At 69.4% G+C, this 23,200-nt stretch carries 22 protein-coding genes; 17 read left to right on the top strand and 5 right to left on the bottom strand.

The features are described 5' to 3' along the window. Positions 1 to 34 precede the first annotated feature (34 nt). From NP80_RS28115 to NP80_RS28105, 3 genes are read left to right on the top strand one after another with little or no spacing between them, the layout of a single operon-like run. A complete protein-coding gene (locus NP80_RS28115) occupies positions 35 to 994 on the top strand; it encodes a complex I NDUFA9 subunit family protein (RefSeq protein WP_006408038.1) in 960 nt (319 codons plus the stop codon). Between the two features lie 59 nt (positions 995 to 1,053). Further along, the gene (locus NP80_RS28110) at positions 1,054 to 1,701 is read left to right on the top strand and encodes a glutathione S-transferase family protein (protein ID WP_006408037.1); all 648 of its coding nucleotides are present in this window, start codon (positions 1,054 to 1,056) and stop codon (positions 1,699 to 1,701) included. Continuing rightward, a complete protein-coding gene (locus NP80_RS28105; protein ID WP_006402749.1) occupies positions 1,698 to 2,939 on the top strand; it encodes a multifunctional CCA addition/repair protein in 1,242 nt (413 codons plus the stop codon). Before NP80_RS28110 ends, NP80_RS28105 begins: the two co-directional genes overlap by 4 nt. Positions 2,940 to 3,144: 205 nt before the next feature. Here NP80_RS28105 and NP80_RS28100 read toward each other — a convergent pair whose 3' ends face one another. After that, positions 3,145 to 3,981 (bottom strand): helix-turn-helix domain-containing protein, encoded by an 837-nt coding sequence (locus NP80_RS28100; protein WP_035488796.1) that lies wholly within the window; start codon positions 3,979 to 3,981, stop codon positions 3,145 to 3,147. A gap of 482 nt (positions 3,982 to 4,463) precedes the next feature. Here NP80_RS28100 and NP80_RS28090 point away from each other — a divergent pair, with 482 nt between their 5' ends. Next, complete coding sequence (locus NP80_RS28090) at positions 4,464 to 6,314, top strand: M24 family metallopeptidase (protein ID WP_006409598.1); 1,851 nt, start codon at positions 4,464 to 4,466, stop codon at positions 6,312 to 6,314. A gap of 67 nt (positions 6,315 to 6,381) precedes the next feature. Here NP80_RS28090 and NP80_RS28085 read toward each other — a convergent pair whose 3' ends face one another. From NP80_RS28085 to flgA, 3 genes are all read right to left on the bottom strand, one after another. Next, positions 6,382 to 6,822: a flagella synthesis protein FlgN gene (locus NP80_RS28085; RefSeq protein WP_006402753.1), complete on the bottom strand. Its 441-nt coding sequence runs from the start codon at positions 6,820 to 6,822 to the stop codon at positions 6,382 to 6,384. 45 nt (positions 6,823 to 6,867) lie between these two features. After that, positions 6,868 to 7,206: a flagellar biosynthesis anti-sigma factor FlgM gene (gene flgM, locus NP80_RS28080; protein WP_006402754.1), complete on the bottom strand. Its 339-nt coding sequence runs from the start codon at positions 7,204 to 7,206 to the stop codon at positions 6,868 to 6,870. Positions 7,207 to 7,306: 100 nt separating this feature from the next. Next, positions 7,307 to 8,473 carry a flagellar basal body P-ring formation chaperone FlgA gene (gene flgA, locus NP80_RS28075; protein WP_006409601.1) on the bottom strand — a complete coding sequence of 389 codons (1,167 nt, stop codon included), beginning with the start codon at positions 8,471 to 8,473 and terminating at the stop codon, positions 7,307 to 7,309. A 201-nt stretch (positions 8,474 to 8,674) separates the two neighbouring features. Between flgA and flgB the strand changes: the two genes are divergently transcribed. From flgB to NP80_RS28010, 13 genes are all read left to right on the top strand, one after another. Further along, complete coding sequence (gene flgB, locus NP80_RS28070; RefSeq protein WP_006402756.1) at positions 8,675 to 9,163, top strand: flagellar basal body rod protein FlgB; 489 nt, start codon at positions 8,675 to 8,677, stop codon at positions 9,161 to 9,163. A 40-nt stretch (positions 9,164 to 9,203) separates the two neighbouring features. Continuing rightward, positions 9,204 to 9,629 carry a flagellar basal body rod protein FlgC gene (flgC, locus tag NP80_RS28065; protein WP_006402757.1) on the top strand — a complete coding sequence of 142 codons (426 nt, stop codon included), beginning with the start codon at positions 9,204 to 9,206 and terminating at the stop codon, positions 9,627 to 9,629. A 55-nt stretch (positions 9,630 to 9,684) separates the two neighbouring features. Continuing rightward, on the top strand, positions 9,685 to 10,428 hold the full coding sequence (flgD, locus tag NP80_RS28060; protein ID WP_006402758.1) for a flagellar hook assembly protein FlgD: 744 nt from the start codon (positions 9,685 to 9,687) through the stop codon (positions 10,426 to 10,428). A gap of 27 nt (positions 10,429 to 10,455) precedes the next feature. Beyond that, entirely contained in the window at positions 10,456 to 11,697 is a 1,242-nt protein-coding gene (flgE, locus tag NP80_RS28055) for a flagellar hook protein FlgE (protein WP_006409603.1), read from the top strand. A 20-nt stretch (positions 11,698 to 11,717) separates the two neighbouring features. Beyond that, entirely contained in the window at positions 11,718 to 12,476 is a 759-nt protein-coding gene (gene flgF / locus NP80_RS28050) for a flagellar basal-body rod protein FlgF (protein ID WP_006409606.1), read from the top strand. Between the two features lie 37 nt (positions 12,477 to 12,513). Continuing rightward, entirely contained in the window at positions 12,514 to 13,302 is a 789-nt protein-coding gene (flgG, locus tag NP80_RS28045) for a flagellar basal-body rod protein FlgG (RefSeq protein WP_006402761.1), read from the top strand. An 18-nt stretch (positions 13,303 to 13,320) separates the two neighbouring features. Beyond that, positions 13,321 to 14,010, top strand: a complete 690-nt coding sequence (flgH, locus tag NP80_RS28040) for a flagellar basal body L-ring protein FlgH (RefSeq protein ID WP_006402762.1) — start codon at positions 13,321 to 13,323, stop codon at positions 14,008 to 14,010. Between the two features lie 5 nt (positions 14,011 to 14,015). Then, complete coding sequence (locus NP80_RS28035) at positions 14,016 to 15,188, top strand: flagellar basal body P-ring protein FlgI (protein WP_035946349.1); 1,173 nt, start codon at positions 14,016 to 14,018, stop codon at positions 15,186 to 15,188. After that, positions 15,189 to 16,154 carry a flagellar assembly peptidoglycan hydrolase FlgJ gene (gene flgJ, locus NP80_RS28030; protein WP_006408026.1) on the top strand — a complete coding sequence of 322 codons (966 nt, stop codon included), beginning with the start codon at positions 15,189 to 15,191 and terminating at the stop codon, positions 16,152 to 16,154. Positions 16,155 to 16,368: 214 nt separating this feature from the next. Continuing rightward, positions 16,369 to 17,124 carry a flagellar brake protein gene (locus NP80_RS28025; RefSeq protein ID WP_006408025.1) on the top strand — a complete coding sequence of 252 codons (756 nt, stop codon included), beginning with the start codon at positions 16,369 to 16,371 and terminating at the stop codon, positions 17,122 to 17,124. A gap of 183 nt (positions 17,125 to 17,307) precedes the next feature. Next, entirely contained in the window at positions 17,308 to 19,287 is a 1,980-nt protein-coding gene (gene flgK / locus NP80_RS28020) for a flagellar hook-associated protein FlgK (RefSeq protein ID WP_006409433.1), read from the top strand. Between the two features lie 17 nt (positions 19,288 to 19,304). Next, positions 19,305 to 20,540: a flagellar hook-associated protein FlgL gene (flgL, locus tag NP80_RS28015; RefSeq protein ID WP_006408023.1), complete on the top strand. Its 1,236-nt coding sequence runs from the start codon at positions 19,305 to 19,307 to the stop codon at positions 20,538 to 20,540. 357 nt (positions 20,541 to 20,897) lie between these two features. After that, on the top strand, positions 20,898 to 22,205 hold the full coding sequence (locus NP80_RS28010; protein ID WP_006408021.1) for a solute carrier family 23 protein: 1,308 nt from the start codon (positions 20,898 to 20,900) through the stop codon (positions 22,203 to 22,205). A gap of 66 nt (positions 22,206 to 22,271) precedes the next feature. Here NP80_RS28010 and NP80_RS28005 read toward each other — a convergent pair whose 3' ends face one another. Then, positions 22,272 to 23,156, bottom strand: a complete 885-nt coding sequence (locus NP80_RS28005) for a transcriptional regulator GcvA (protein WP_006408020.1) — start codon at positions 23,154 to 23,156, stop codon at positions 22,272 to 22,274. Between the last annotated feature and the right edge of the window lie 44 nt (positions 23,157 to 23,200).

The following is a 23,200-nucleotide window of genomic DNA, read 5'->3' as shown; positions in this document are numbered from 1 at the left end:
ACGACGCGGCAGTGTCCTTTTTGAGGTTCCGACCATGGATGGCCAGACCGTCGCGCTGCTGGGCGGCACCGGCTTTATCGGCAGCCGGCTCGTCGCAGCGCTGATCGATGCCGGCAAGCACGTCCGGATCGGCACGCGCCGTCGCGAGCACGCGCGCCATCTGTCGATGCTGCCGGTCGACATCGTGGAGCTCGAGACGTTCGACACGCGTTCGCTCGCGCGCTTCGTCGCCGGCGCGCAGGCGGCCGTCAATCTGGTCGGCGTGCTGCACGGCGGCCGCGGCACGCCGTACGGTGCCGGCTTCGAGCGCGCGCACGTCGCGCTGCCTGCCGCGCTCGCGCGCGCGTGCGCCGAAGCCGGTGTGCGGCGTGTGCTGCACATGAGCGCGCTCGGCGCCGACTCGCACGGGCCGAGCATGTATCAGCGTTCGAAAGGCGACGGCGAGGCCGCGCTGCACGCGATCGCCGCGACCGAGCCGCTCGCGGTGACGATCTTTCGTCCGTCGGTCGTGTTCGGGCCCGGCGACGCGTTTCTCAATACCTTCGCGCGGCTGCAGCGCGTCGCGCCGGTGCTGCCGCTCGCGATGCCCGACGCGCGCTTTCAGCCGGTATTCGTTGGCGACGTCGTGCGCGCGTTCGTCAACACGCTCGAGCTGAGCGCCGCGCACGGGCGCACGTACGAACTGGGCGGGCCGACCGTCTACACGCTCGAGCAGCTGGTGCGTTACTGCGGCACGCTGGTGGGCCGGCAGGCACGCATCGTGCGGCTGCCCGACGCGCTCGCGCAGCTGCAGGCGCGCGTGTTCGAGTGTCTGCCCGGCGAGCCCGTGATCACGCGCGACAATCTCGCGTCGATGTCGGTGCCGAACGTGCTGTCGGGGCCGCTCGCGCCGGAACTCGGCATCGTGCCCGCGAGTCTCGAGAGCATCGCACCGGCCTATCTCGGCGACGCCGCGCAGCGCTCGCGATTCGAAGCGTTCCGCTCGCGCCGCTAGCGCGGCGTCGGCGGCGCGCCCATCCCCGTTTTCACTTTCGCGCTTTTCGGAAGACCATCATGAAACTCGTCATTGGTGACAAGAACTACTCGTCGTGGTCGATGCGGCCGTGGCTGCTGCTCACGCATTTCGGCATTCCGTTCGACGAGATCGCGATCGAGCTGCGGCGCGACGATACGGCCGCGCGCATCCGCGAATATTCGCCGTCCGGCAAGCTGCCGTGTCTGATCGACGATCACGGCGTCGCGATCTGGGAATCGCTCGCGATCGCCGAGACGCTCGCCGAGCGCTTTCCGCAGTACCCGATGTGGCCGGCCGATCCCGCGCGGCGCGCGCATGCGCGCAGCATCTCGGCCGAGATGCACGCGGGCTTCGCCGCGCTGCGCACGCAGATGGGGATGAACGTGCGTGCGTCGATGCCGGGCCGCGGCGCGACGCCCGAAGCGCTCGCCGACGTCGCGCGGATCGACGCGCTGTGGAGCGAGTGCATCGCGGCCTCGGGCGGCCCGTTCCTGTTCGGCGAATTCGGCATCGCCGACGCGATGTACGCGCCGGTCGTGATGCGCTTCAACACGTACGCGCCGACGCTTTCGCCCGAGGCGGCCGGCTATGCGGCGCGCATCACCGCGCTGCCGGCGGTCCGGCAGTGGATCGACGCGGCGCGGCGCGAGACGAACGTGATTGCCGAATACGAGCCGGCGCGATGAACATCTACGCTGTGGGCGGTGCGATCCGCGACGAACTGCTCGGCGTGCCGGTGCAGGACCGCGACTACGTGGTCGTCGGCGCGACGCCCGAGCAGATGATCGCGCAGGGCTTCCGGCCGGTCGGCAAGGATTTCCCGGTGTTCCTGCATCCGGACACGCACGAGGAATATGCGCTTGCGCGCACCGAGCGCAAGACGGCGGCCGGCTATCACGGCTTCCAGTTCCACTACGCGCCCGACGTGACGCTCGACGAGGATCTCGCGCGCCGCGACCTGACGATCAACGCGATGGCGCGCGAGGTGAGCCCGGACGGCACGCTGATCGGCCCGGTCATCGATCCGTTCGACGGCCAGCGCGATTTGCGTGCGCGCGTGTTCCGGCACGTGAGCGACGCGTTCGTCGAGGACCCGGTGCGGATTCTGCGGCTCGCGCGCTTTGCCGCGCGTTTTGCCGACTTCACGGTGGCCGACGATACGCTCGCGCTGATGCGGCGGATGGTCGACGCGGGCGAAGTCGATGCGCTCGTGCCCGAGCGCGTATGGCAGGAGCTCGCGCGCGGGCTGATGGAAGCGAAGCCGTCGCGGATGTTCGCGGTGCTGCGCGACTGCGGCGCGCTCGCGCGGATCCTGCCGGAGGTCGACGGGCTGTGGGGCGTGCCGCAGCGCGCCGACTATCACCCGGAAGTCGACACGGGCGTGCACGTCATGATGGTCGTCGACTACGCGGCGAAGCAGCGCTATTCGCTGCCGGTGCGCTTCGCGGCGCTTACGCACGATCTCGGCAAGGCCACGACGCCCGACGACGTCCTGCCGCGCCACACCGGCCACGAAGGCCGCAGCGTCGATCTGCTGAAGCCGCTGTGCGAGCGGCTGCGCGTACCGAACGAATGCCGCGACCTCGCGCTCGTCGTCGCGCGCGAGCACGGCAACCTGCATCGCGTGATGGAGATGGGCGCGGCGGCGCTCGTGCGGTTCTTCGAGCGCACCGACGCGCTGCGCAAGCCGGCGCGTTTCGCCGAGATGCTGCAGGCATGCGAGGCGGACGCGCGCGGGCGGCTCGGGCTCGAAGCGCAGCCGTATCCGCAGGCCGAGCGGCTGCGCGTCGCGCTCGCGGCCGCGCGCAGCGTCGACGCGGGCGCGATTGCGCGCGCGACCGGCAGCGATTCGGCGAAGATCAAGGACGCCGTGCATCGCGCACGGATCGAGGCGGTCGCACACGCGCTCGAGATCGGCGAGTAACGGCGGGGGACGGCGGGACGTCGTATGCGGTGCGGGCCACGGTGTGCGCCCGCGCGCAGGCAGGCTCGGCGGTCGGCGTAGGCGGCGGGCGACGGCGGACGACGGGACGGCGTATGGGGTGCGGGGACGGTGTGCGCCCGAACGCAGGCAGGTTCGGCGGTAGGCGTAGGCGGCGGGCAGGTTGCGCCGCTGCCGGGGCAACGCTTTAGGGCTTCGCGCGCGCCGCGCGTTTGGGGCGCGGAGCGGGTGCGCTTGCCGTGCGGCGACCGACGCGCGCGGGCGATTCGCTATCGGATGCCGCCGCGCCGCCATCGGCGGGCTTGGATGCCGATTGCGCGGCGGGCTTGGCGGCGCGCTTCGTCGCGACCGGCGCACGGCGGCGCGGCGCTGCATCGCGTGTGCGCGTCTCCGCATGCCGTGCGTCGGCCTGCGCGTCGCCCGTGCGCTGCGCGACATCCATCGTCGCCGAGACGAATGTCGCGCGGCTGTCGTCGAACAGCGGCAGCGTGCCGACCGCGATCACTTCCGCCGGCCCGTCGCCGACGTTCGCGACACGGTGCCGCTTGCGCGCATCGAAGTGCAGCGAATCGCCGGGCGACAGCGGGTAGTCCTTCTTGCCGATCGTGTAGCAGATGCGGCCGCTCAGCACGTACACGAACTCGTCGCCGCCGTGCGCGACCCATTCGGAGCGGTAGCCTTCCATCATCCGGACCTTCAGCGCATTGAGCTGGCTGCCGTCGAACGTCGTCGACAGCCGTTCGTACCACTGCGACGTGCGGTCGACCGCATACGACTCGCGCCGGCCCGCGTGCGAATCGGGCTGCGCCTGGCGCGGCTGGTCGATCAGCGCGCCGAGCGGCACGTTCAGCGCCTTCGCGACGTTCACGAGCGACGAAATGGAGATGCCCGTCAGATGGCGTTCGACCTGGGACAGGAATCCGACCGACAGCTTCGCTTCGGTCGCGACTTCCAGCAGCGTCTTCTTCGCTTCCCGGCGCAGGCGGCGAATGCGCTGGCCGATACGCATGATGTCTGAATCCATGAATCTCTTTCGTGGCAGCGAGCCGGAAGGCGGGGACGGACGGCGCCGGCGGCCCGGATGCGGTTTTCCGCGAATCGCACGCGGCACGGCCGTTTCGGGCGGCGATGCCGGCGCATTGTACCGCGCGACGTCGTTCGGCCGCGTCGGCGCGGCGGGCGCCGCGCGTGCATCGCGGAATTTTAGTGACACCAAAATTTAAGCTTGACCTCAATTCCGCGCTGCTCTAGATTCTGTCGCGCGTGCGCCGAAATTTTAGTGTGACGAAAATTCTCGCGCGGCCGGCAAGACCGGATCGTGGCGCATCCGCGCGTCGGCGGCCGGCGCTGCGGCACACCGCACGGGCGCGAGCCAGGCCGCGCGGCCGACGCCTTTGCGGCATGCGCAACGCCCGGACGCCCACCCGCCAGCCGGTCCCGCCGCATGCGAGCACAACGCGCACGCCGCAGCACGCGTGCCGATAACAACGACAGGACGACCCTTCGATGATCGATCGACTGACATACAGCTTTTCCAGCCTCTCGCCGTATCAAGCTTCCGTTGCCGACACGCAGGCCGCGCTGTCGCGCGCACTCGACACGCTGCAGCTCGACGCGTTCGTCGTCACGTCGCAGGACGAATACGTGACCGAGTATTTGCCGCGCCACAACAATCCGCGCTACGCGCTGTCCGGTTTCGACGGCTCGGCCGGCTGCGGCGTGTTTCTCGGCGAAGCGGCCGCGCGTGCGCTCGGCATGCCGCCGTTCGTGCTGTTCGTCGACGGTCGCTATCACCTGCAGGCCGAGCAGCAGTGCGACCCGGCGCGCGTGCGCGTCGAGAAGCTCGGCCTCGATCGGACCATCTGGGCCGCGATCGCCGACTGGCTGGTCGCGCACGCGGCGCACGTGCCGCGCATCGGCTACGACGGCTGGCGCGTCAGCGTCGGCCAGCGCGAGCGCCTGTTCGCCGCGACGCGCGACGCGGCGCTGACGTGGTCGAGCGTCGCGGATCGCGCCGTCGACCGCGCGATTGCGCTGCCCGGCTGGCATGTCGAGCGGCCGATCTTCGAGCTGCCGGAGTCGATGACGGGTGCACGCGTCGCCGAGCACGTCGCGGCGCTGAACCGGCGGCTCGCCGCGCGGACCGGCGCGGCCGACGGCAAGACCGCGTTCGTCACCTGCGCGTCCGACGATCTCGCCTATCTGCTGAACAGCCGCGGCTACCATCTGCCGAACGCGTCGTCGCATCTGGGCTTCCTGTTCGTGATCGGCGAGCAGATCGTGCTGTTCCTGCCGGAAGGCTGCGATCGCTGTCCGGTCGAGCTCGTGTCGTATCCGGCGCTGCACGTGATCCGGCGCGACTTCGGCGCACTCGAGCGCTTCGTTGCGCAGTTCGCGGTCGAGCACGTCTGCTACGGCTTCGACGCGGTGAACTGCGCGCTCGCCGACAGCGTGCGTCGCGTCTGGCCGCATGCGACGCACGCCGACTTCAATCCGGTCGAAGCGATGCGGGCCGCGAAGACGCCGGCCGTGCTCGACCGGTTTCGCGACGCGTTCGCGCGCAGTTCGGCGGCGATCGCCGAGACGATGCGCTGGGCGAAGGCCGGCGAGCCCGGCCGGCGGCACACCGAATACGATCTCGCGCGCGCGATCAACGACGCGTACGGCGCGCGCTCGGCCGTCGCGCTGACGTTTCCGTCGATCGCGGCGAACGGCGCGAACAGCGCGCACGCGCATTACACGGCCGCGAGCGCCGACGTCGAGCTGACCGAAGGCGAACTCGTGCTGCTCGACAGCGGCGCGTACTACGAAGCGGGGTTCGCGACCGACTGCACGCGCGTCGTCCTGCGGCGCACGCGTGCGGACACGGTCGCGCAGCCGTGGCAGCGCGAGATCTACACGGTCGCGCTGAAGGCGTGCATCAAGGGGCTCGTCACGCATTACCCGAAAGACGCGACGGGCGGCGACGTCGACGCGCTCGTGCGCCAGGTCTGCCGCGATCACGGCTACGACTACGGGCACGGCACCGGACACGGCGTCGGCATCCACGTGCACGAAGGCGGCGTGCGTTTCGCGCCGGGCGCGCCCTACGGGCTCGTGCCGAACGCGGTGATTTCGGTGGAGCCCGGCATCTACGTGCCGGGCAAGGGTGGCGTGCGGATCGAGAACATCGTCGTCATCCGCCCGAGCGAGCGCGAGCCGGACAAGGTGCGCTTCGAGAATCTCGTTGCGGTCGGCTACGACTGGGATCTGATCGATCTGGCGCTGCTCGACGACGACGAGCGTGCGTATCTGCGCGACTACGAGCGGATGTGTGTGGAGCGCGGCACGCAGGTGACGGCGTGCCCGCTGCTGTAACTTCGCCGTCGGTGGGCGGCGCGGCGGCCGCGCAGGCGACGCGGCGCTCGCCGGCCGTCTCGGCGCGTCAGCGCATCAGCGCCGACACGCGTCCGTCCGGGCCGTACACGCCGGCCGGCGCGGGCGCCGAGCGCAGCACGGCGAGCGCGCGCTCGTTGTAGTCCATCCGGATCCGGATCAGCATCCCGTTGTTCGCGTTCGCGCGGCGCGCGCGTTCGGCGGCCTGCTGGAGCAGCGTCCAGCAGCCCGCGAGGCGCGTGTCGCGCTCGGCCGCGAGATCCATGCCCTTCTTGCCGGCCGGAAAGCCGAGCGCCGCGAGCTGCGTGTCGCGCGTGCGCTCGAGCTGCGCGAGCCGGTCGAGCAGCGCGGTCTTCTTCTCGACGATGTCGGGCAGCATCGCGAGCGGCTCGGCCGTCGTCAGCGCCTTTTCCTCATACGCGAGCAGCGACGCGAACGCTTCGACCGTCGCGTGCTCGTCGTTGACCGTGGCCAGCAGTTCTTCTCTCATCGCGTGATGCTCGTCGCGCCGGGCGCCGGCAAACCGGAGGCCGGCTCAGTTGCCGCGCGGCCGCTGCTGCTGCAGCAGTTCGCGCGCGGTGTTCAGCACGCCGTCGGCGATCTTGTTCGCGTCGATCGTCAGCGTGCCGTCCTTCAATGCGTCCTTGATCGACTGGACGAGGCCCATGTCGATGTCCGCGCCGCCGGAGGCCGACTGCGCGCGCAACTGGCCCGACAGACCGGACAGGTTCACGGTCGCGTCGCCGCCGGCGGACCCGGCGTCGGACGCCTGCGGCGCGGTCGACGCGGCCGCGCCGGATTGCGGGCGAGCGGCGCCGTTGCCGGTGCTGGCCGGCGCGACGGGGCTCGGGTTCGGAGTGGTATCGATTTTCACGATGGCGTTCCTGTACGGTTTGACCCAGATAACGGCAGGTGCGGCCCGAACTTTAGCATCGCGCGCTCGAAATTCTCCGAATAAACAATCCTTTGCATTCTTACAGCGGGATCTCCACCGTCCCCGCGTCCTTCACGATCGCGGTGACGATCTGGCCCGCCGCCATCCTGACCCTGACCGACTGGCCGGGCGCCGCATTCGCGAGCGCGCTGCCTTCGGCCGAGATCGTGAAGCCGGGCCCGGCCGCGACGACGCGCACCGTCTGCCCGGCCGACACCGACGCCGCGCTCTTCAGCATGTCCTGGCGCAGCGGCAGCCCGGCTGCGATCCGCGCGAGCGCGGTCGCGCCGATCGCCTGCGCGGGGTCGGTGATCACCGCGAGCGGCAGCACCGTCAGATCGCCGTCGCGTGCGACGAGATCGGCCGCGCTCAGCGGCTCGCCGGGCGCGATCTGCCGCGCGGCGACGTAGTAGGTCGCGTGCACGGTGACCTTCGCCTGCAGATAGACGGTCCACGGCCGCTCGCCCGCGCAGCGCACGCCGACCGTCGTGCGGCCCCAGAGCCGTGCGCCGGTCGGCAGGAACGGCTCGAGCGTCGTGCAGGCGGCGAGCCCGCGCGGGAACGCCGGCGCGACGGTCGCGCTCGTCTTGCCGGGCAGCCCCGCGATCTGCTGCTGCAGGAACGCGAGCGCCGCGCGCCGGATCGTGTCGGGGTCCTGCTGGGCGGGGGCGCCGGCCGATTGCGTCGGCGGCGGCGAAGCGGGTGCGGCTGTCGCGGCCGCGGTGACGGCGGCAGGGCGTGTTGCCGATACGGCGGGTACGGCACGCGTCGCGAGCGCCGCGCGCGGCGGCGTTTTCACGAGGTTCGGCACCGCGTCCGACGCGCCTGCAACGACCGTCACGATACCGCTCGGGTCGGCCGCACGCGGCGCGGCGGCTACCGATGTGACGACGGCGGCATTGCCGCGCGTGCCCGGCGCCGCATCGGCCGGCCCGTTCGCCACGAAGCTCGTGGTGCCGGCGGCCGCCGCATTCGCTGCGTCGCGCATCGGCGCGGCGTCGTTCGCGCCGAGCCGTCCGCCGCTCGCGGCATTCGCGCTCGCGAGTGCGTGCTCGGCCGTGTCGCCGCGTCCGGGAATCACGATCATCCCGTCGTCCGCGTGCGCGACCGCCGCGACGACCGACAGCGCGGCGGCGAGCCCGAGCGCGCGCGCACGCCGGCGCTGCGTCCGCCGTTCGTCCGTTCCGCGAAGTGCGCCGCCCGTCATCGCCGTGTCCTCGATCCGTTGATCCGCTTCGCATTCTAGGGAGCGCGCCCGGCGCGCAAACGATGAATAGAGGGGGGCTTTGCCGCGTTATTCGCACGATTGCCGGTTGCGCGCGCCGCCTACCATCGCTGTCATGGAAAAAAGCCTTCCGGGCCCGCGCGGCGCGGCAGGCGTGCAGCGCTTCATCCGGAGGACGCACAGATGCTGGACAAACTCGATGCCGAATTCGCGTTCGGGCGACAGGCGCTCGACGTCCGCGCCTATCGGCAGGAACTGCTGTCGTCGAACATCGCGAACGCGGATACGCCGGGCTATCGGGCACGCGACGTCGATTTCGCGTCGACGCTCGCACGCTCGCTGAAGCAGGCGAACGGCGGACTCGCGCCGAGCAACGCCGCGCAGCTGCCGCTCGCGCAGCCGGCCGGCGTGACGAGCGGGATGACGATGGCCTCGACCGCGCCCGGCCACATGGCGGGCACCGTGAAGCTGATTCCGACCGGCGGCCCGTCCGACGACTACGGGCGCGCGCAGTACCGGATGCCGCTGCAGCCGTCGCTCGACGGCAACACGGTCGATCTCGACGTCGAGCGCGTGCAGTTCGCGAACAACGCGCTGCACTACGAGACCGGGATGACCGTGATGACGCAGCAGATCAAGGCGATGATCGCCGCGATCACGACGAACTCGTGAGCGCGCGCGCCGTTTCCGAACCCGAGCACAAGGAGCCTTCATGCCCTCGTTGATGAACATCTTCGGCGTCGCCGGCTCGGCGCTGTCCGCGCAGTCGCAGCGCCTGAACGTCACCGCATCGAACCTCGCGAACGCCGACAGCGCGACCGGCCCCGACGGCAAGCCGTACAAGGCGAAGCAGGTCGTGTTCGCGACCGATCCGATCGGCGGCGCGCGCACCGCCTCGGGCCAGGGCGTCGGCGGCGTGCGCGTGACGAAGGTCATCGACGATCCGTCGCCGATGAAGTCGACCTACGACCCCGCCAACCCGGCCGCCGACGCGAACGGCTACGTGCAGATGCCGAACGTCGACCCGGTGCAGGAAATGGTGAACATGATCTCGGCGTCGCGCTCGTATCAGGCCAACGTCGAGACGCTGAACACCGCGAAGCAACTGATGCTGAAGACGCTGACGATCGGCTCGTGAGCCGCGCGGCGCCCGATTCGACCGACCCGACAGTTTCGACACAAGGCCACCGAGCATGACCTCCTCCTCCACGACGATCGGCAGCAACGGCGCGAACGTATCGACGCTGCCGACCGACACGATGAACACCAACAACGTGTCGACGACCGGCACGTCGGCGAGCGACCTGCAGGCGACGTTCCTGAAGCTGCTCGTCACGCAGCTGCAGAACCAGGATCCGACGAGCCCGGTCGACAGCTCGCAGATGACGTCGCAGCTCGCGCAGATCAACACGGTGAGCGGCATCGCTCAGCTGAACACATCGCTGACGTCGCTGTCGACGCAGCTCGCGGCCGGCCAGCAGACGCAGGCCGCGCTGCTGATCGGCTCGAACGTGCTCGCGCCGGGCGATACGGTCGCGGTGAAGAGCGGCGCCGCGTCGCCGTTCGGCGTGTCGCTGACGTCCGACGTGTCGAACCTGACGATCACCGTGAAGAACTCGGCGGGCGCGGTCGTGAACACGATCAACGCGGGCAGCCAGTCGGCCGGCACCGTGCCGTTCAACTGGACGCCGACCGACGCGGCCGGCAACGCGCTGCCGGACGGCCAGTACACGATCAGCGCGCAGTACACGGGCACCGACGGCAAGAGCTATGCGCCGACCGTGCTGACCGCCGCGCAGGTGCAGAGCGTCATCAAGCAGTCGGACGGCACGCCGGGGCTCGTGCTGTCGAACGGTTCGACGGTGGGCCTCACGCAGGTCGCGTCGATCTTCCCGAACACGGGCTCGTCGTCGTCCGGCAGCGCGTCCACCAACTGATCCAGCTTCCTCGAAACGGAGACCGAAATGGGTTATCAACAGGGTCTGAGCGGCCTCGCCGGCGCATCGAACGCGCTGGACGTGATCGGCAACAATATCGCGAACGCGAATACGGTCGGCTTCAAGTCGAGCACCGCGCAGTTCTCCGACATGTACGCGAACTCGATCGCGACGTCGGTCAACACGCAGATCGGGATCGGCACGGCGCTCGCGTCGGTGCAGCAGCAGTTCGGGCAGGGGACGATCAACACGACGAACTCGTCGCTCGACGTCGCGATCAACGGCAACGGCTTCTTCCAGATGTCGAACAACGGCACGATCACGTACACGCGCGACGGCACGTTCCAGCGCGACAAGAACGGCTACATCGTCAACTCGCAAGGCCTGAACCTGATGGGTTACGCGGCCGACAAGAACGGCGTGATCAACACCGCGCAGACCGTGCCGCTGCAGGCGCCGACGACCAACATCGCGCCCACCGCGACGACCAAGATCACCGGCCAGTTCAACCTGAACTCGCAGGACACGGTGCCGACCAAGACGCCGTTCGACGCGACCGACACGACGACCTACAACTATTCGACGTCGATCCAGGTGTACGACTCGCTCGGCGGCTCGCAGGCCGTCAACATCTACTTCGTGAAGTCCGCAGCCGGCACCTGGGAAGCGTATGCGGGCGTGCAGGGCGGCACGACGAACGATCTCGGTACGATCCAGTTCGATTCGTCGGGCGCGATCTCGGGCACGACGACGGGCTCGCCCGCCACGCCGACCGCGGCGCTCGGCCAGTTCCAGTTCACGGTGCCGAACACCGACGGCTCCGCGACGCCGCAGACGCTGACGCTCGACCTGACCGGCACCACGCAGTACGGCGGCAAGGACGGCGTGAACAATCTCGCGCAGGACGGCTACGCGAGCGGCACGCTGACGACCTTTACGATCGGCACCGACGGCAAGCTCACCGGCAACTACTCGAACGGGCAGACCGCCGTGCTCGGCCAGATCGCGCTCGCGAACTTCAACAACCCGAACGGGCTCGTCAACATCGGCGGCAACCAGTACGCCGAGACGGCCGCGTCGGGCGTCCCGCAGATCTCGGTGCCGGGCAGCACGAACCACGGCACGCTGCAGGGCAGCGCGCTCGAGAACTCGAACGTCGACCTCACGTCGCAGCTCGTGAACCTGATCACCGCGCAGCGCAACTACCAGGCGAACGCGCAGACGATCAAGACGCAGCAGACCGTCGACCAGACGCTGATCAATCTGTAACGCGCGGATAACGGGCAGCCATGGACCGACTGATCTATACGGCGATGACCGGCGCGTCGCAGTCGCTCGACCAGCAGGCGATCGTCGCGAACAACCTCGCGAACGCGTCGACGACGGGCTTTCGCGCACAGCTCGCGACCTACCGCGCGGTGCCGATGAATTTCGGCGACGGCAGCGCGATCGATCCGAACACGACGCGCACCTACGTGCTCGCGTCGACGCCGGGCGCCGACTTCGCGCCGGGCCCGATCACGCGCACCGGCAACCCGCTCGACGTCGCGGTGCAGGGCCCCGGCTGGCTGTCGGTGCAGCTGCCGGACGGCAGCGAGGCGTACACGCGCGCGGGCAACCTGCACGTCGACCAGAACGGCCAGCTCGTGAACGCGAGCAACCTGCCGGTGGTCGGCAACGGCGGCCCGATCTCGGTGCCGCCGAATGCGGAAGTGACGATCGGCAAGGACGGCACGGTGTCCGCGCTGATGCCGGGCGATCCACCGACGGCCGTCGCGATCGTCGATCAGATGAAGCTCGTCAATCCCGATCCGGCCGCGCTCGTGCGCGGCAACGACGGCCTGTTCCGCACCGCCGACGGCAATCCGGCCGACGCCGATCCGAACGTCGCGGTCGTGCCGAATTCGCTCGAAGGCAGCAACGTGAATCCGGTCACCGCGATGGTCGCGATGATCGACAACGCGCGCGCATTCCAGCTTCAGTCGAAGCTGATCCAGACGGCCGACCAGAACGAGCAGTCGGCGAACCAGTTGCTCAACTTCAGCTGAGCGAGCCGCGCCAGCCCCCCGCAGGAGAACCTGACAAGTGAATCGTTCGCTTTATATCGCCGCTACCGGCATGAACGCGCAGCAGGCGCAGATGGACGTGATCTCGAACAACCTCGCGAACGTCAGCACCAACGGCTTCAAGGGCTCGCGCGCGGTGTTCGAGGATCTGCTGTACCAGACGATCCGCCAGCCGGGCGCGAACTCGACGCAGCAGACCGAACTGCCGTCCGGGCTGCAGCTCGGCACCGGCGTGCAGCAGGTCGCGACCGAGCGGCTCTACACGCAGGGCAGCCTCACGCAGACCGGCAACTCGAAGGACGTCGCGATCAACGGCGCGGGCTTCTTCCAGGTGCTGATGCCGGACGGCACGAACGCGTACACGCGCGACGGCTCGTTCCAGACCAACGCGCAGGGCCAGCTCGTCACGTCGAGCGGCTATCAGATCCTGCCGGCGATCACGGTGCCGCAGAACGCGACGTCGCTGACGATCGGCAAGGACGGCGTCGTGTCGGTCACGCAGCCGGGCTCGAGCAACGCGGTGCAGATCGGCTCGCTGCAGATCGCGACCTTCATCAACCCGGCCGGCCTCGAGGCGAAGGGCGAGAACCTGTTCGCGGAGACGACGTCGTCGGGCGCGCCGAACGTGTCGCAGCCGGGGCTGAACGGCGCGGGCACGCTCAATCAGGGCTACGTCGAGGCGTCGAACGTGAACGTCGTGCAGGAACTGGTGAACATGATCCAGACGCAGCGTGCGTACGAGATCAACAGCAAGGCGGTGACGACGTCCGACCAGATGCTGCAGACCGTCACGCAGATGAAGAGCTAACCGGACCGAGTCGTTGCCATGAAGCAGGTTCGCCTTCTCCCGCCCGCCGCCGTCCGCGCCGCCTGCGCGCTCGCGGCGGCGGCGCTCGCCGGTTGCGCGCAGATTCCGCGCGAGCCGATCGTCCAGCAGCCGATGACCGCGCAGCCGCCGCTCCCGGTATCGATGCAGGCGCCGGGTTCGATCTTCAATCCCGGCTACGCGGGCCGGCCGCTGTTCGAGGATCAGCGGCCGCGCAACATCGGCGACATCCTGACGATCGTGATCGCGGAGAACATCAACGCGACGAAATCGTCGGGCGCGAACACGAACCGGCAAGGCAACACCGACTTCAACGTGCCGACCGCCGGCTTCCTCGGCGGGCTGTTCAGCAAGGCGAACCTGTCGGCGGCCGGCACCAACAAGTTCGCGGCGACCGGCGGCGCGAGCGCGGCGAACACGTTCAACGGCACGATCACGGTGACCGTCACGAACGTGCTGCCGAACGGCAACCTCGTCGTCAGCGGCGAAAAGCAGATGCTGATCAACCAGGGCAACGAATTCGTGCGCTTCTCGGGCGTCGTCAATCCGAACACGATCTCCGGGTCGAACTCGGTGTACTCGACGCAGGTCGCCGACGCGCGGATCGAATACTCGGCGAAGGGCTACATCAACGAGGCCGAGACGATGGGCTGGCTGCAGCGCTTCTTCCTGAACATCGCGCCGTGGTGAAGACGATGCACGACACCGTATTGCGCCGCCTCTCGTCGCGCGTGCCGGCCGCGGCCGCCGGCCTGCTGATCGCCGTCGCAGGCGCGCTCGGCGCGCCCGCGGCGCATGCGGAGCGGCTGAAGGACCTTGCGCAGATCCAGGGCGTGCGCGACAACCCGCTGATCGGCTACGGGCTCGTCGTCGGCCTCGACGGCACCGGCGACCAGACGATGCAGACGCCGTTCACGACGCAGACGCTCGCGAACATGCTCGCGAACCTCGGCATCTCGATCAACAACGGCTCCGCGAACGGCGGCACGTCGTCGCTGAACAACATGCAACTGAAGAACGTCGCGGCCGTGATGGTGACCGCGACGCTGCCGCCGTTCGCGCGGCCGGGCGAGGCGCTCGACGTGACCGTGTCGTCGCTCGGCAACGCGAAGAGCCTGCGCGGCGGCACGCTGCTGCTCACGCCGCTGAAGGGCGCGGACGGGCAGGTGTACGCGCTCGCGCAGGGCAACATGGCGGTCGGCGGCGCCGGCGCGAGCGCGAACGGCAGCCGTGTGCAGGTGAACCAGCTCGCGGCCGGACGCATCGTCGGCGGTGCGATCGTCGAGCGCTCGGTGCCGAACGCGCTCGCGCAGATGAACGGGATGCTGCAGCTGCAGCTCAACGACATGGACTACGGCACCGCGCAGCGCATCGTCGCGGCCGTCAATTCGAGCTTCGGTCCGGGCGTCGCGACCGCGCTCGACGGGCGGACGATCCAGCTCGCCGCGCCGGCCGATCCCGCGCAGCAGGTCGCGTTCATGGCGCGGCTGCAGAACCTCGACGTGAGCCCCGACAAGGCGGCCGCGAAGGTGATCCTGAACGCGCGCACGGGCTCGATCGTGATGAACCAGATGGTCACGCTGCAAAGCTGCGCGGTCGCGCACGGCAACCTGTCGGTGGTCGTCAACACGCAGCCGGTCGTGTCGCAGCCGGGGCCGTTCTCGAACGGGCAGACGGTCGTCGCGCAGCAGTCGCAGATCCAGCTCAAGCAGGACAACGGCGCGCTGAAGATGGTGACGGCCGGCGCGAATCTCGCGGACGTCGTGAAGGCGCTGAACACGCTCGGCGCGACGCCGGCCGACCTGATGTCGATCCTGCAGGCGATGAAGGCGGCCGGTGCGCTGCGCGCGGACCTGGAGATCATCTAAATGGCGAATTTCCCCGGTACCACCGACCTCACGCAGCGCTTCGCGCTCGACGTGCAGGGCTTCGACGCGCTGCGCGCGCAGGCGAAGCAGTCGCCGCAGGGCGGCGCGAAGGCGGTCGCAGGCCAGTTCGACGCGATGTTCACGCAGATGATGCTGAAGAGCATGCGCGATGCGACGCCCGAAGGCGGGCTGTTCGACTCGCATACGTCGAAGATGTACACGTCGATGCTCGACCAGCAGCTCGCGCAGCAGATGTCGTCGCGCGGGATCGGCGTCGCCGACGCGCTGATGAAGCAGCTGATGCGCAACGCCGGGCAGGGCGCGGGCGCCGGCGCGGCGGGCGATCTCGGCGCCGGCCTCGGCGCGGTCGGCAACGAAGGCAGCCTCGCCGCGATGAGCGCGATGGCGAACGCCTATGCGAACGCGGCGGCGAACAACGGCGGCCTGTCGCGCGCGCGCGGCTATTCGGCCGGCAGCGCGCTGACGCCGCCGCTGAAGGGCGCGACCGGTGCGCCGGACGCGGACGCGTTCGTCGACCGCCTCGCCGGCCCCGCAGAGGCGGCGAGCGCGGCGACCGGCATTCCGGCGCGCTTCATCGTCGGCCAGGCGGCGCTCGAATCGGGCTGGGGCAAGCGCGAGATCCGCGCGGCCGACGGCTCGACCAGCTACAACGTGTTCGGCATCAAGGCGACGCGCGGCTGGACCGGCCGCACGGTATCGGCGCTGACGACCGAATACGTGAACGGCACGCCGCGGCGCGTCGTCGCGAAGTTCCGCGCGTACGACTCGTACGAGCACGCGATGACCGACTACGCGAACCTGCTGAAGAACAATCCGCGTTATGCGGGCGTGCTGAGCGCGAGCCGCAGCGTCGAGGGCTTTGCGCAGGGGATGCAGAAGGCCGGCTATGCGACGGACCCGAACTACGCGAAAAAGCTGATTTCGATCATGCAGCAGATCGGCTGACGAATCGCTGACGCTTTGGCCTCCGACGAACCGCGCCCGGCACCCCGCCGCGCGCGGTTTCAACGTTTGCGCAAAAAAATTCGGCAAATCGATCTAAACTTTCGGTCAGCACTGCCGCTAAGTGTGAGAGACCTGCGTCCGGGCCCCGTATTCTGGCCCGGTTTTATCGCGCACCGGTTACGCGTGCGCCCATGACAAGAAAGACCGGCTAGCCATGAATATCGAAACGTCGACGGACCCGAGCCTGGACTCGGGCCACTCCGGCCCCGACTACGCCCGCCGCAATCCGCTGGAAATCGGCGTCCAGTTGCGCAATCTCGTGAACCGCGGCGATTTCCTGACCGTCGAGTATCCGGGCGGCCAGCTCGTCACGCGCCTGCTGGAAGTCGATGTCGGCGCACGCACGTTCACGTTCGACTGGGGCGCGCTGTCCGAACAGAACGCGAGCATTCTCGGCGCGGCGCATTGCGCGTTCTCGGCCGCGCCCGAAGGCGTGCGCGTCGAATTCACGACCGGCACGCCGCGCGAGACGCGCTACGAGGGGCTGCCGGCGTTCGTCGCCGATTTCCCCGACGTGCTCGTGTGCATCCAGCGCCGCGAGTATTTCCGTGTGGACGCGCCGGTCGTCGATCCGTTCCTGTGCCGCGGCGCGCTGCCGGACGGCGAGCGCTTCCAGTTCGAGGTGCACAACCTGTCGCTCGGCGGCGTCGGGCTGCGCACGGCCGACGAACGCGTCGAGGCGCTCGCGCTCGGCACGGTGCTGCCGGACGTCGAGCTCGAGCTCACCGGGCACGGCAAGCTGTCGCTCGACCTGCAGCTCGTGTCGCAGCGCGCGACGCAACTGCCGAACGGCGCGCGCCGCTATCAGCTCGGCTTTCGCTTCCTGTCGCTGCCGGGCAGCGCCGAAAACACGCTGCAGCGGCTGATCACGCAGCTCGAGATGAAGCGCCGCTCGCTCGCGCGCGCGTGACGCGGGGAGCCGCGCGACGGCGCGCGGCAGGCTCGCCGGTGTCGCGTCGGGCAGCGCCGGCGGCCGATGCGCGACATGCGCGTCGGGCGGCCATTTTTCTCTCAATTTTTTCGATCCGCGGCCGTTATACCGGGAGTCACGCAACCCGGCGGCCGCAGCGCGGCCGGCTCATCAGGATCGCGCATGTCCAACACACTCATGAACCTCGGCGTCAGCGGCCTCAACGCCGCGCTCTGGGGCCTCACGACGACCGGTCAGAACATCAGCAACGCCGCGACGCCCGGCTATTCGGTGGAGCGGCCCGTCTACGCGGAAGCGAGCGGCCAGTACACGAGCAGCGGTTATCTGCCGCAGGGCGTGAACACCGTTACCGTGCAGCGACAGTACAGCCAGTACCTGAGCGACCAGCTGAACACCGCGCAGACGCAAAGCGGCGCGCTGTCGACCTGGTATTCGCTCGTCGCGCAGCTGAACAACTACATCGGCAGCCCGACCGCCGGCATTTCGACCGCGATCACGAACTACTTCACGGGGCTGCAGAACGTCGCGAACAACGCGGCCGACCCGACGGTGCGGCAGACGGCGATGAGCAACGCGCAGACGCTCGCCGACCAGATCACGGCCGCCGGCCAGCAGTACGACGCACTGCGCCAGAGCGTGAACACGCAGCTCACGAGCGCCGTGTCGCAGATCAACACCTACACCGCGCAGATCGCGCAGCTGAACCAGCAGATCGCCGCCGCGAGCAGCCAGGGGCAGCCGCCGAACCAGCTGATGGACCAGCGCGACCTCGCGGTGTCGAACCTGTCGAGCCTCGCGGGCGTGCAGGTCGTGCGCAACAGCGACGGCTACAGCGTCTTCCTCGCGGGCGGCCAGCCGCTCGTCGTCGCGGACAAGAGCTATCAGCTCGCGACCGTCACGTCGCCGTCCGACCCGAGCGAGCTGACCGTCGTGTCGCAGGGCATCGCCGGCGCGAATCCGCCGGGCCCGAACCAGTACCTGCCCGACACGTCGCTGTCCGGCGGCACGCTCGGCGGCCTGCTCGCGTTCCGCAGCCAGACGCTCGATCCGGCGCAGGCGAAGCTCGGCGCGATCGCGGCCAGCTTCGCCGCGCAGGTCAACGCGCAGAACGCGCTCGGCATCGATCTGTCGGGCAACGTCGGCAGCAACTTGTTCGCGGTCGGCGCGCCGACCGTCTATGCCGACACGCGCAACCAGGGCGACGCGACGCTGTCGGTGTCGTTTTCGAACGCGTCGCAGCCGACCACCGGCGACTACACGCTGTCGTTCGACGGCACGCAATATACGCTGACCGACCGCGCGACCGGCTCGGTGGTCGGCACGTCGAACACGATGCCCGGCTCGATCGGCGGGCTCGACTTCTCGGTGTCGTCCGGCACGATGCAGGCCGGCGACCAGTTCACCGTGCTGCCGACGCGCGGCGCACTCGACGGCTTCAAGCTCGCGACCTCGAACGGCTCCGCGATCGCTGCCGCGTCGCCGGTCGTCACGTGGGCCGCGTCGACCAACGCGGGCACCGCGACCATCACGCAGGGGCCGGTGGGCGCCGGCTATCAGGTGCCGGCCACGACGCTGACCTACGACGCGGCGACGAAGTCGCTGTCGGGCTTCCCGGCCGGCACGACGGTGACGATCGCCGGCACGCCGCCGCAGACGGTGACGATCGCGAGCTCGACGACGCCCGTGCCGTACGACCCGGCCGCCGGCGCGACGCTGACGATGTCGGGCACCGCACCGGGCGCGCTGAACGGCGTGACGGTGTCGCTGTCCGGCGCGCCGGCCGACGGTGATACGTTCACGATCGGTCCGTACGCGGGCGGCACGAACGACGGCACCAACGCGCTCGCGCTCTCGAAGCTCGTCACCGCGAAGTCGTTCGGCAACGGCACGGTCACGCTGACCGGTGCGTACGCGAGCTACGTGAACGACATCGGCAACGCGGCGAGCCAGCTCAAGTCGTCGAGCGCCGCGCAGACGGCGCTCGTCGGCCAGATCACGTCCGCGCAGCAGTCGGTGTCGGGCGTGAACCAGAACGAGGAAGCGGCGAACCTGATGCAGTACCAGCAGCTCTACCAGGCGAACGCGAAGGTGATCCAGACGGCGGCGACGCTGTTCCAGACCGTGCTCGGCCTGTTCAACTGATTCCGGGGATCGAAGCGATGCGGATTTCCACAGCCCAGTTCTACCAGCTGAACGTCGCGCAGATGAGCGACCAGCAGGCGCAGCTCGCGCAGCTGTATCAGCAGATTTCGAGCGGCGTGAGCCTGTCGACGGCCGCCGACAACCCGCTCGGCGCGGCGCAGGCCGTGCAGCTGTCGATGACCTCGGCGACGCTGTCGCAGTACGCGACGAACCAGAACGTCGCGCTGTCGTCGCTGCAGAAGGAGGATCAGGCGCTTACGAGCGTGAACAGCCTGCTCAACAGCATCCATTCGATCGTGATCCGGGCCGGCGACGGCGCGCTGTCGGACAGCGACCGGTCGGCGCTCGCGACGCAGCTGCAGGGCTATCGCGACCAGCTGCTGACGCTCGCGAACTCGACCGACGGCGCCGGCAACTACCTGTTCGCGGGCTACCAGTCGACGACGGCGCCGTTCGCGAACGGCACGGGCGGCGGCGTGGTCTACAGCGGCGACCGCGGCGCGCGGCAGGTGCAGATCGCCGACACGCGCACGATCGCGCAAGGCGACGACGGCGCGAGCGTGTTCCTGTCGGTGCCGATGCTCGGCAGCCAGCCGGTGCCGGCCGCCGGCGCGGCGAATCAGGGCACGGCGACGATCGGCGCGGTGACGATCACCGATCCGTCGGCCGCGACGAACACGCACACGTTCACGATCACGTTCGGCGGCACGTCGGCCGCACCGACCTACACGGTGACCGACGAGACGGCCGCGCCGCCGACGACCACGGCGCCGCAACCGTATGCCGACGGCACGGCGATCGCGCTCGGCAACGGCCTGTCGGTGCCGGTGTCGGGCACGCCGTCGCCGAACGACACGTTCTCGGTCACGCCCGCGCCGCAGGCCGGCACCGACGTGTTCGCGACGCTCGACACGATGATCGCGGCGCTGAAGGTGCCGATCGGCAGCGACACGGTCGCGGCCGCGAAGCTCGCGAACGCGATGACGACCGGCACGACGAAGCTCGACAACACGATGACGAACATCCTCACCGTGCAGGCGTCGGTCGGCGGCCGCGAGCAGGAAATCCAGGCGATGCAGGCCGTGAACCAGACGAATACGCTGCAGGTGACCAGCAACCTCGCCGATCTGACGAGCACCAACATGGTGTCGACGATCAGCCAGTTCCTGCAGATGCAGAACGCGCTGACGGGCGCGCAGAAGGCGTACGCGCAGCTGCAGAACCTGTCGCTGTTCCAGTACATCAACCCGTGACGGACCGCGCGCGTTGCGCGATGTGAGCGCCCGCTTACGTCGCGCGACGCGGCAGCGGGCCGCGGGCGCGATCGGCGTGCGCATAAAAAAGCCGCCCGGCGCAACGCGCGGGCGGCGAGAGGGAGCCACTCACAACCCGCTGCGCCCTGGTATCGCAGCGGTCCGCGTACTGTAGGGCAGCGCGCCGCGCGCTGGGAAGCGGACAGGTTCGAAATTGCGCGGCCGTCGGTTCGTACTGCCGCCCGCCGTCAAGCGCGCGGGCCGCGCTTGCCAGCCCCATTTCCGCTCCGTAAACTCGCGCGAGTTTCCAGACCGGCGCACCGTCGCAGCCGGCGACCGACAGGAGCCCTTTTTCCCATGTCCGATTCCTACTTCCCGCGCTGGCGGGTGCAGTCGACCGGCGCGTCCGCGCGCGTGGTCGGCCCCGACGAGCGCCTGCCGTGGCCGCAGATGGTCGCGATGGGCGTGCAGCACGTCGTCGCGATGTTCGGCTCGACCGTGCTCGCGCCGCTGCTGATGGGCTTCGATCCGAACCTGTGCATCTTCATGTCGGGCATCGGCACGCTGCTGTTCTTCGTGCTGGTCGGCGGCCGCGTGCCGAGCTATCTCGGCTCGAGCTTCGCGTTCATCGGCCTCGTGATCGCGGTGACGGGCTACGGCGGCAGCGGCCCGAACCCGAACATCCCCGTCGCGCTCGGCGGGATCGTCGCGTGCGGCGTCGTGTACGTCGCGCTCGGCGCGCTCGTGTCGGCGATCGGCACGCGCTGGATCGAGACGCTGATGCCGCCCGTGGTGACCGGCGCGGTGGTCGCGGTGATCGGGCTGAACCTTGCGCCGATCGCGGTCAAGGGCGTGTCGGCGTCGAACTTCGATTCGACGATGGCGCTCGTCACCGTGCTCTGCGTCGGCGGCGTCGCGGTGTTCGCGCGCGGCATGATGCAGCGGCTGCTGATCCTGGTCGGTCTCGTGATCGCGTACGCGATCTATGCGGTCGCGACGAACGGCATGGGGCTCGGCAAGCCGATCGACTTCTCGATCGTGTCGCACGCCGCGTGGTTCGGGATGCCGGCCTTCACCGCGCCGGTGTTCGATCCGCACGCGATGCTGATGCTCGCGCCCGTCGCGGTGATCCTCGTCGCCGAGAACCTCGGCCACATCAAGGCCGTCAGCGCGATGACGGGGCAGAACCTCGACCGCTACGTCGGCCGCGCGTTCATCGGCGACGGGCTCGCGACGATCGTGTCGGGCAGCGTCGGGGGCACCGGCGTGACGACCTATTCGGAGAACATCGGCGTGATGGCCGTCACGCGCATCTACTCGACGCTCGTGTTCGCAGTCGCCGCGGTGATCGCGATCGTGCTCGGCTTCTCGCCGAAGTTCGGCGCGGTGATCCAGACCATTCCGGGCGCGGTGCTCGGCGGCGTGTCGATCGTCGTGTTCGGGCTGATCGCCGTGACGGGCGCGCGGATCTGGGTCGTCAACAAGGTCGATTTCTCGGACAACCGCAACCTGATCGTCGCGGCCGTCACGCTCGTGCTCGGCGCCGGCGACTTCTCGCTGAAGATCGGCGGCTTCGGGCTCGGCGGCATCGGTACCGCGACGTTCGGCGCGATCATCCTGTACGCGCTGCTGCGCAAGGAAAAGGAGCCGGGCCCAGTGGTCTGAGCGATGCGCGCGGCAGCGGGCGGTGCAAGGCCGCCCGCGCCGCCTGCCCGGTCGAACCGGGCGGTACTACGCGCCGACGTTCGACTGCGCTTCCAGCCACCCGCAGAACTGCGCGACGAGCGGATCGTCCGCCGGCGCGCGCGGCGCGATCCACCAGTAGCTGCGCGTCGCGATGCGCGGGCCGGCGAGCGGCATCACGAGGCGGCCGCTCGCGAGTTCGTCGTCGATCAGCGGCAGCGGGCCGAGCGCGACGCCGAGCCCGTCGACGGCCGCCTGCAGCGCGAGATAGAAGTGGTCGAACGACTGCCGCTTGCGCGCCTTCATCGTCACGCCGGCCGCCGCGAACCAGTCGCGCCAGCCTTCCGGCCGCGTATCCGAATGCAGCAGCACGTGCCGCGCGAGATCGTCCGCGCGCGCGATCGGCGCGCGCTTGAGCAGCGCCGGGCTGCAGACCGGAATCACGCTTTCGTCGAGGAAGTGGCCGCTCGTGCATGCCGGCCAGTGGCCGGGGCCGCGCCGGATCGCGACGTCGAAGCCGTCGAGCGTGTCGAGCGGCGCATTCGACGTCGACAGCTTCAGCTCGACGTTCGGCACGTCGCGCTGGAACCGCGACAGCCGCGGCAGCAGCCATTTCATCGCGAAGGTCGGCAGTGCATTGATGCGCAGCACGCGCGCGGTGCCGGTGTGGCGCAGCTGCTCGGTCGCGAGCGCGATGCTGTCGAACGCGGCGCGCACGGTGTCGAGATAGCGGCGGCCTTCGTCGGTGAGCTTCACGCGCTTGCCGTAGCGGTGAAACACGGGCTTGCCGAGCCATGCCTCGAAGCCGGCGATTTGCCGGCTGATGGCACCGTGGGTCACATGCAGCTCGTCGCCGGCAGCGCTGAAGCTTTCATGGCGGGCCGCGGCTTCAAAGGCCCGAAGCGCGGAGAAGGGTGGCAGGTCGCGACGCATGCTTGTGATTCTAGATCACAAAGGCGCGTCGATAAAATCGTTTT

It is taken from the genome of Burkholderia multivorans ATCC BAA-247, assembly GCF_000959525.1.
Lineage (GTDB): Bacteria > Pseudomonadota > Gammaproteobacteria > Burkholderiales > Burkholderiaceae > Burkholderia > Burkholderia multivorans.
The sequence above is the reverse complement of the archived record's forward strand: the minus strand, read 5'-3'. Positions and strand labels throughout refer to the sequence as shown.

What these genes read in the sequence shown, in the direction of transcription:
- NP80_RS28035 (WP_035946349.1), top strand. Translation starts at nt 14,016, where the DNA reads ATGCACGACACCGTATTGCGCCGCCTCTCGTCGCGCGTGCCGGCCGCG.
- flgF (WP_006409606.1), top strand. Translation starts at nt 11,718, where the DNA reads ATGGACCGACTGATCTATACGGCGATGACCGGCGCGTCGCAGTCGCTC.
- NP80_RS28010 (WP_006408021.1), top strand. Translation starts at nt 20,898, where the DNA reads ATGTCCGATTCCTACTTCCCGCGCTGGCGGGTGCAGTCGACCGGCGCG.
- NP80_RS28110 (WP_006408037.1), top strand. Translation starts at nt 1,054, where the DNA reads ATGAAACTCGTCATTGGTGACAAGAACTACTCGTCGTGGTCGATGCGG.
- NP80_RS28085 (WP_006402753.1), bottom strand. Translation starts at nt 6,822, where the DNA reads ATGAGAGAAGAACTGCTGGCCACGGTCAACGACGAGCACGCGACGGTC.
- NP80_RS28115 (WP_006408038.1), top strand. Translation starts at nt 35, where the DNA reads ATGGATGGCCAGACCGTCGCGCTGCTGGGCGGCACCGGCTTTATCGGC.
- flgB (WP_006402756.1), top strand. Translation starts at nt 8,675, where the DNA reads ATGCTGGACAAACTCGATGCCGAATTCGCGTTCGGGCGACAGGCGCTC.
- NP80_RS28100 (WP_035488796.1), bottom strand. Translation starts at nt 3,981, where the DNA reads ATGGATTCAGACATCATGCGTATCGGCCAGCGCATTCGCCGCCTGCGC.
- flgH (WP_006402762.1), top strand. Translation starts at nt 13,321, where the DNA reads ATGAAGCAGGTTCGCCTTCTCCCGCCCGCCGCCGTCCGCGCCGCCTGC.
- flgL (WP_006408023.1), top strand. Translation starts at nt 19,305, where the DNA reads ATGCGGATTTCCACAGCCCAGTTCTACCAGCTGAACGTCGCGCAGATG.
- NP80_RS28025 (WP_006408025.1), top strand. Translation starts at nt 16,369, where the DNA reads ATGAATATCGAAACGTCGACGGACCCGAGCCTGGACTCGGGCCACTCC.
- flgC (WP_006402757.1), top strand. Translation starts at nt 9,204, where the DNA reads ATGCCCTCGTTGATGAACATCTTCGGCGTCGCCGGCTCGGCGCTGTCC.
- flgE (WP_006409603.1), top strand. Translation starts at nt 10,456, where the DNA reads ATGGGTTATCAACAGGGTCTGAGCGGCCTCGCCGGCGCATCGAACGCG.
- flgJ (WP_006408026.1), top strand. Translation starts at nt 15,189, where the DNA reads ATGGCGAATTTCCCCGGTACCACCGACCTCACGCAGCGCTTCGCGCTC.
- NP80_RS28090 (WP_006409598.1), top strand. Translation starts at nt 4,464, where the DNA reads ATGATCGATCGACTGACATACAGCTTTTCCAGCCTCTCGCCGTATCAA.
- NP80_RS28105 (WP_006402749.1), top strand. Translation starts at nt 1,698, where the DNA reads ATGAACATCTACGCTGTGGGCGGTGCGATCCGCGACGAACTGCTCGGC.
- flgK (WP_006409433.1), top strand. Translation starts at nt 17,308, where the DNA reads ATGTCCAACACACTCATGAACCTCGGCGTCAGCGGCCTCAACGCCGCG.
- NP80_RS28005 (WP_006408020.1), bottom strand. Translation starts at nt 23,156, where the DNA reads ATGCGTCGCGACCTGCCACCCTTCTCCGCGCTTCGGGCCTTTGAAGCC.
- flgD (WP_006402758.1), top strand. Translation starts at nt 9,685, where the DNA reads ATGACCTCCTCCTCCACGACGATCGGCAGCAACGGCGCGAACGTATCG.
- flgA (WP_006409601.1), bottom strand. Translation starts at nt 8,473, where the DNA reads ATGACGGGCGGCGCACTTCGCGGAACGGACGAACGGCGGACGCAGCGC.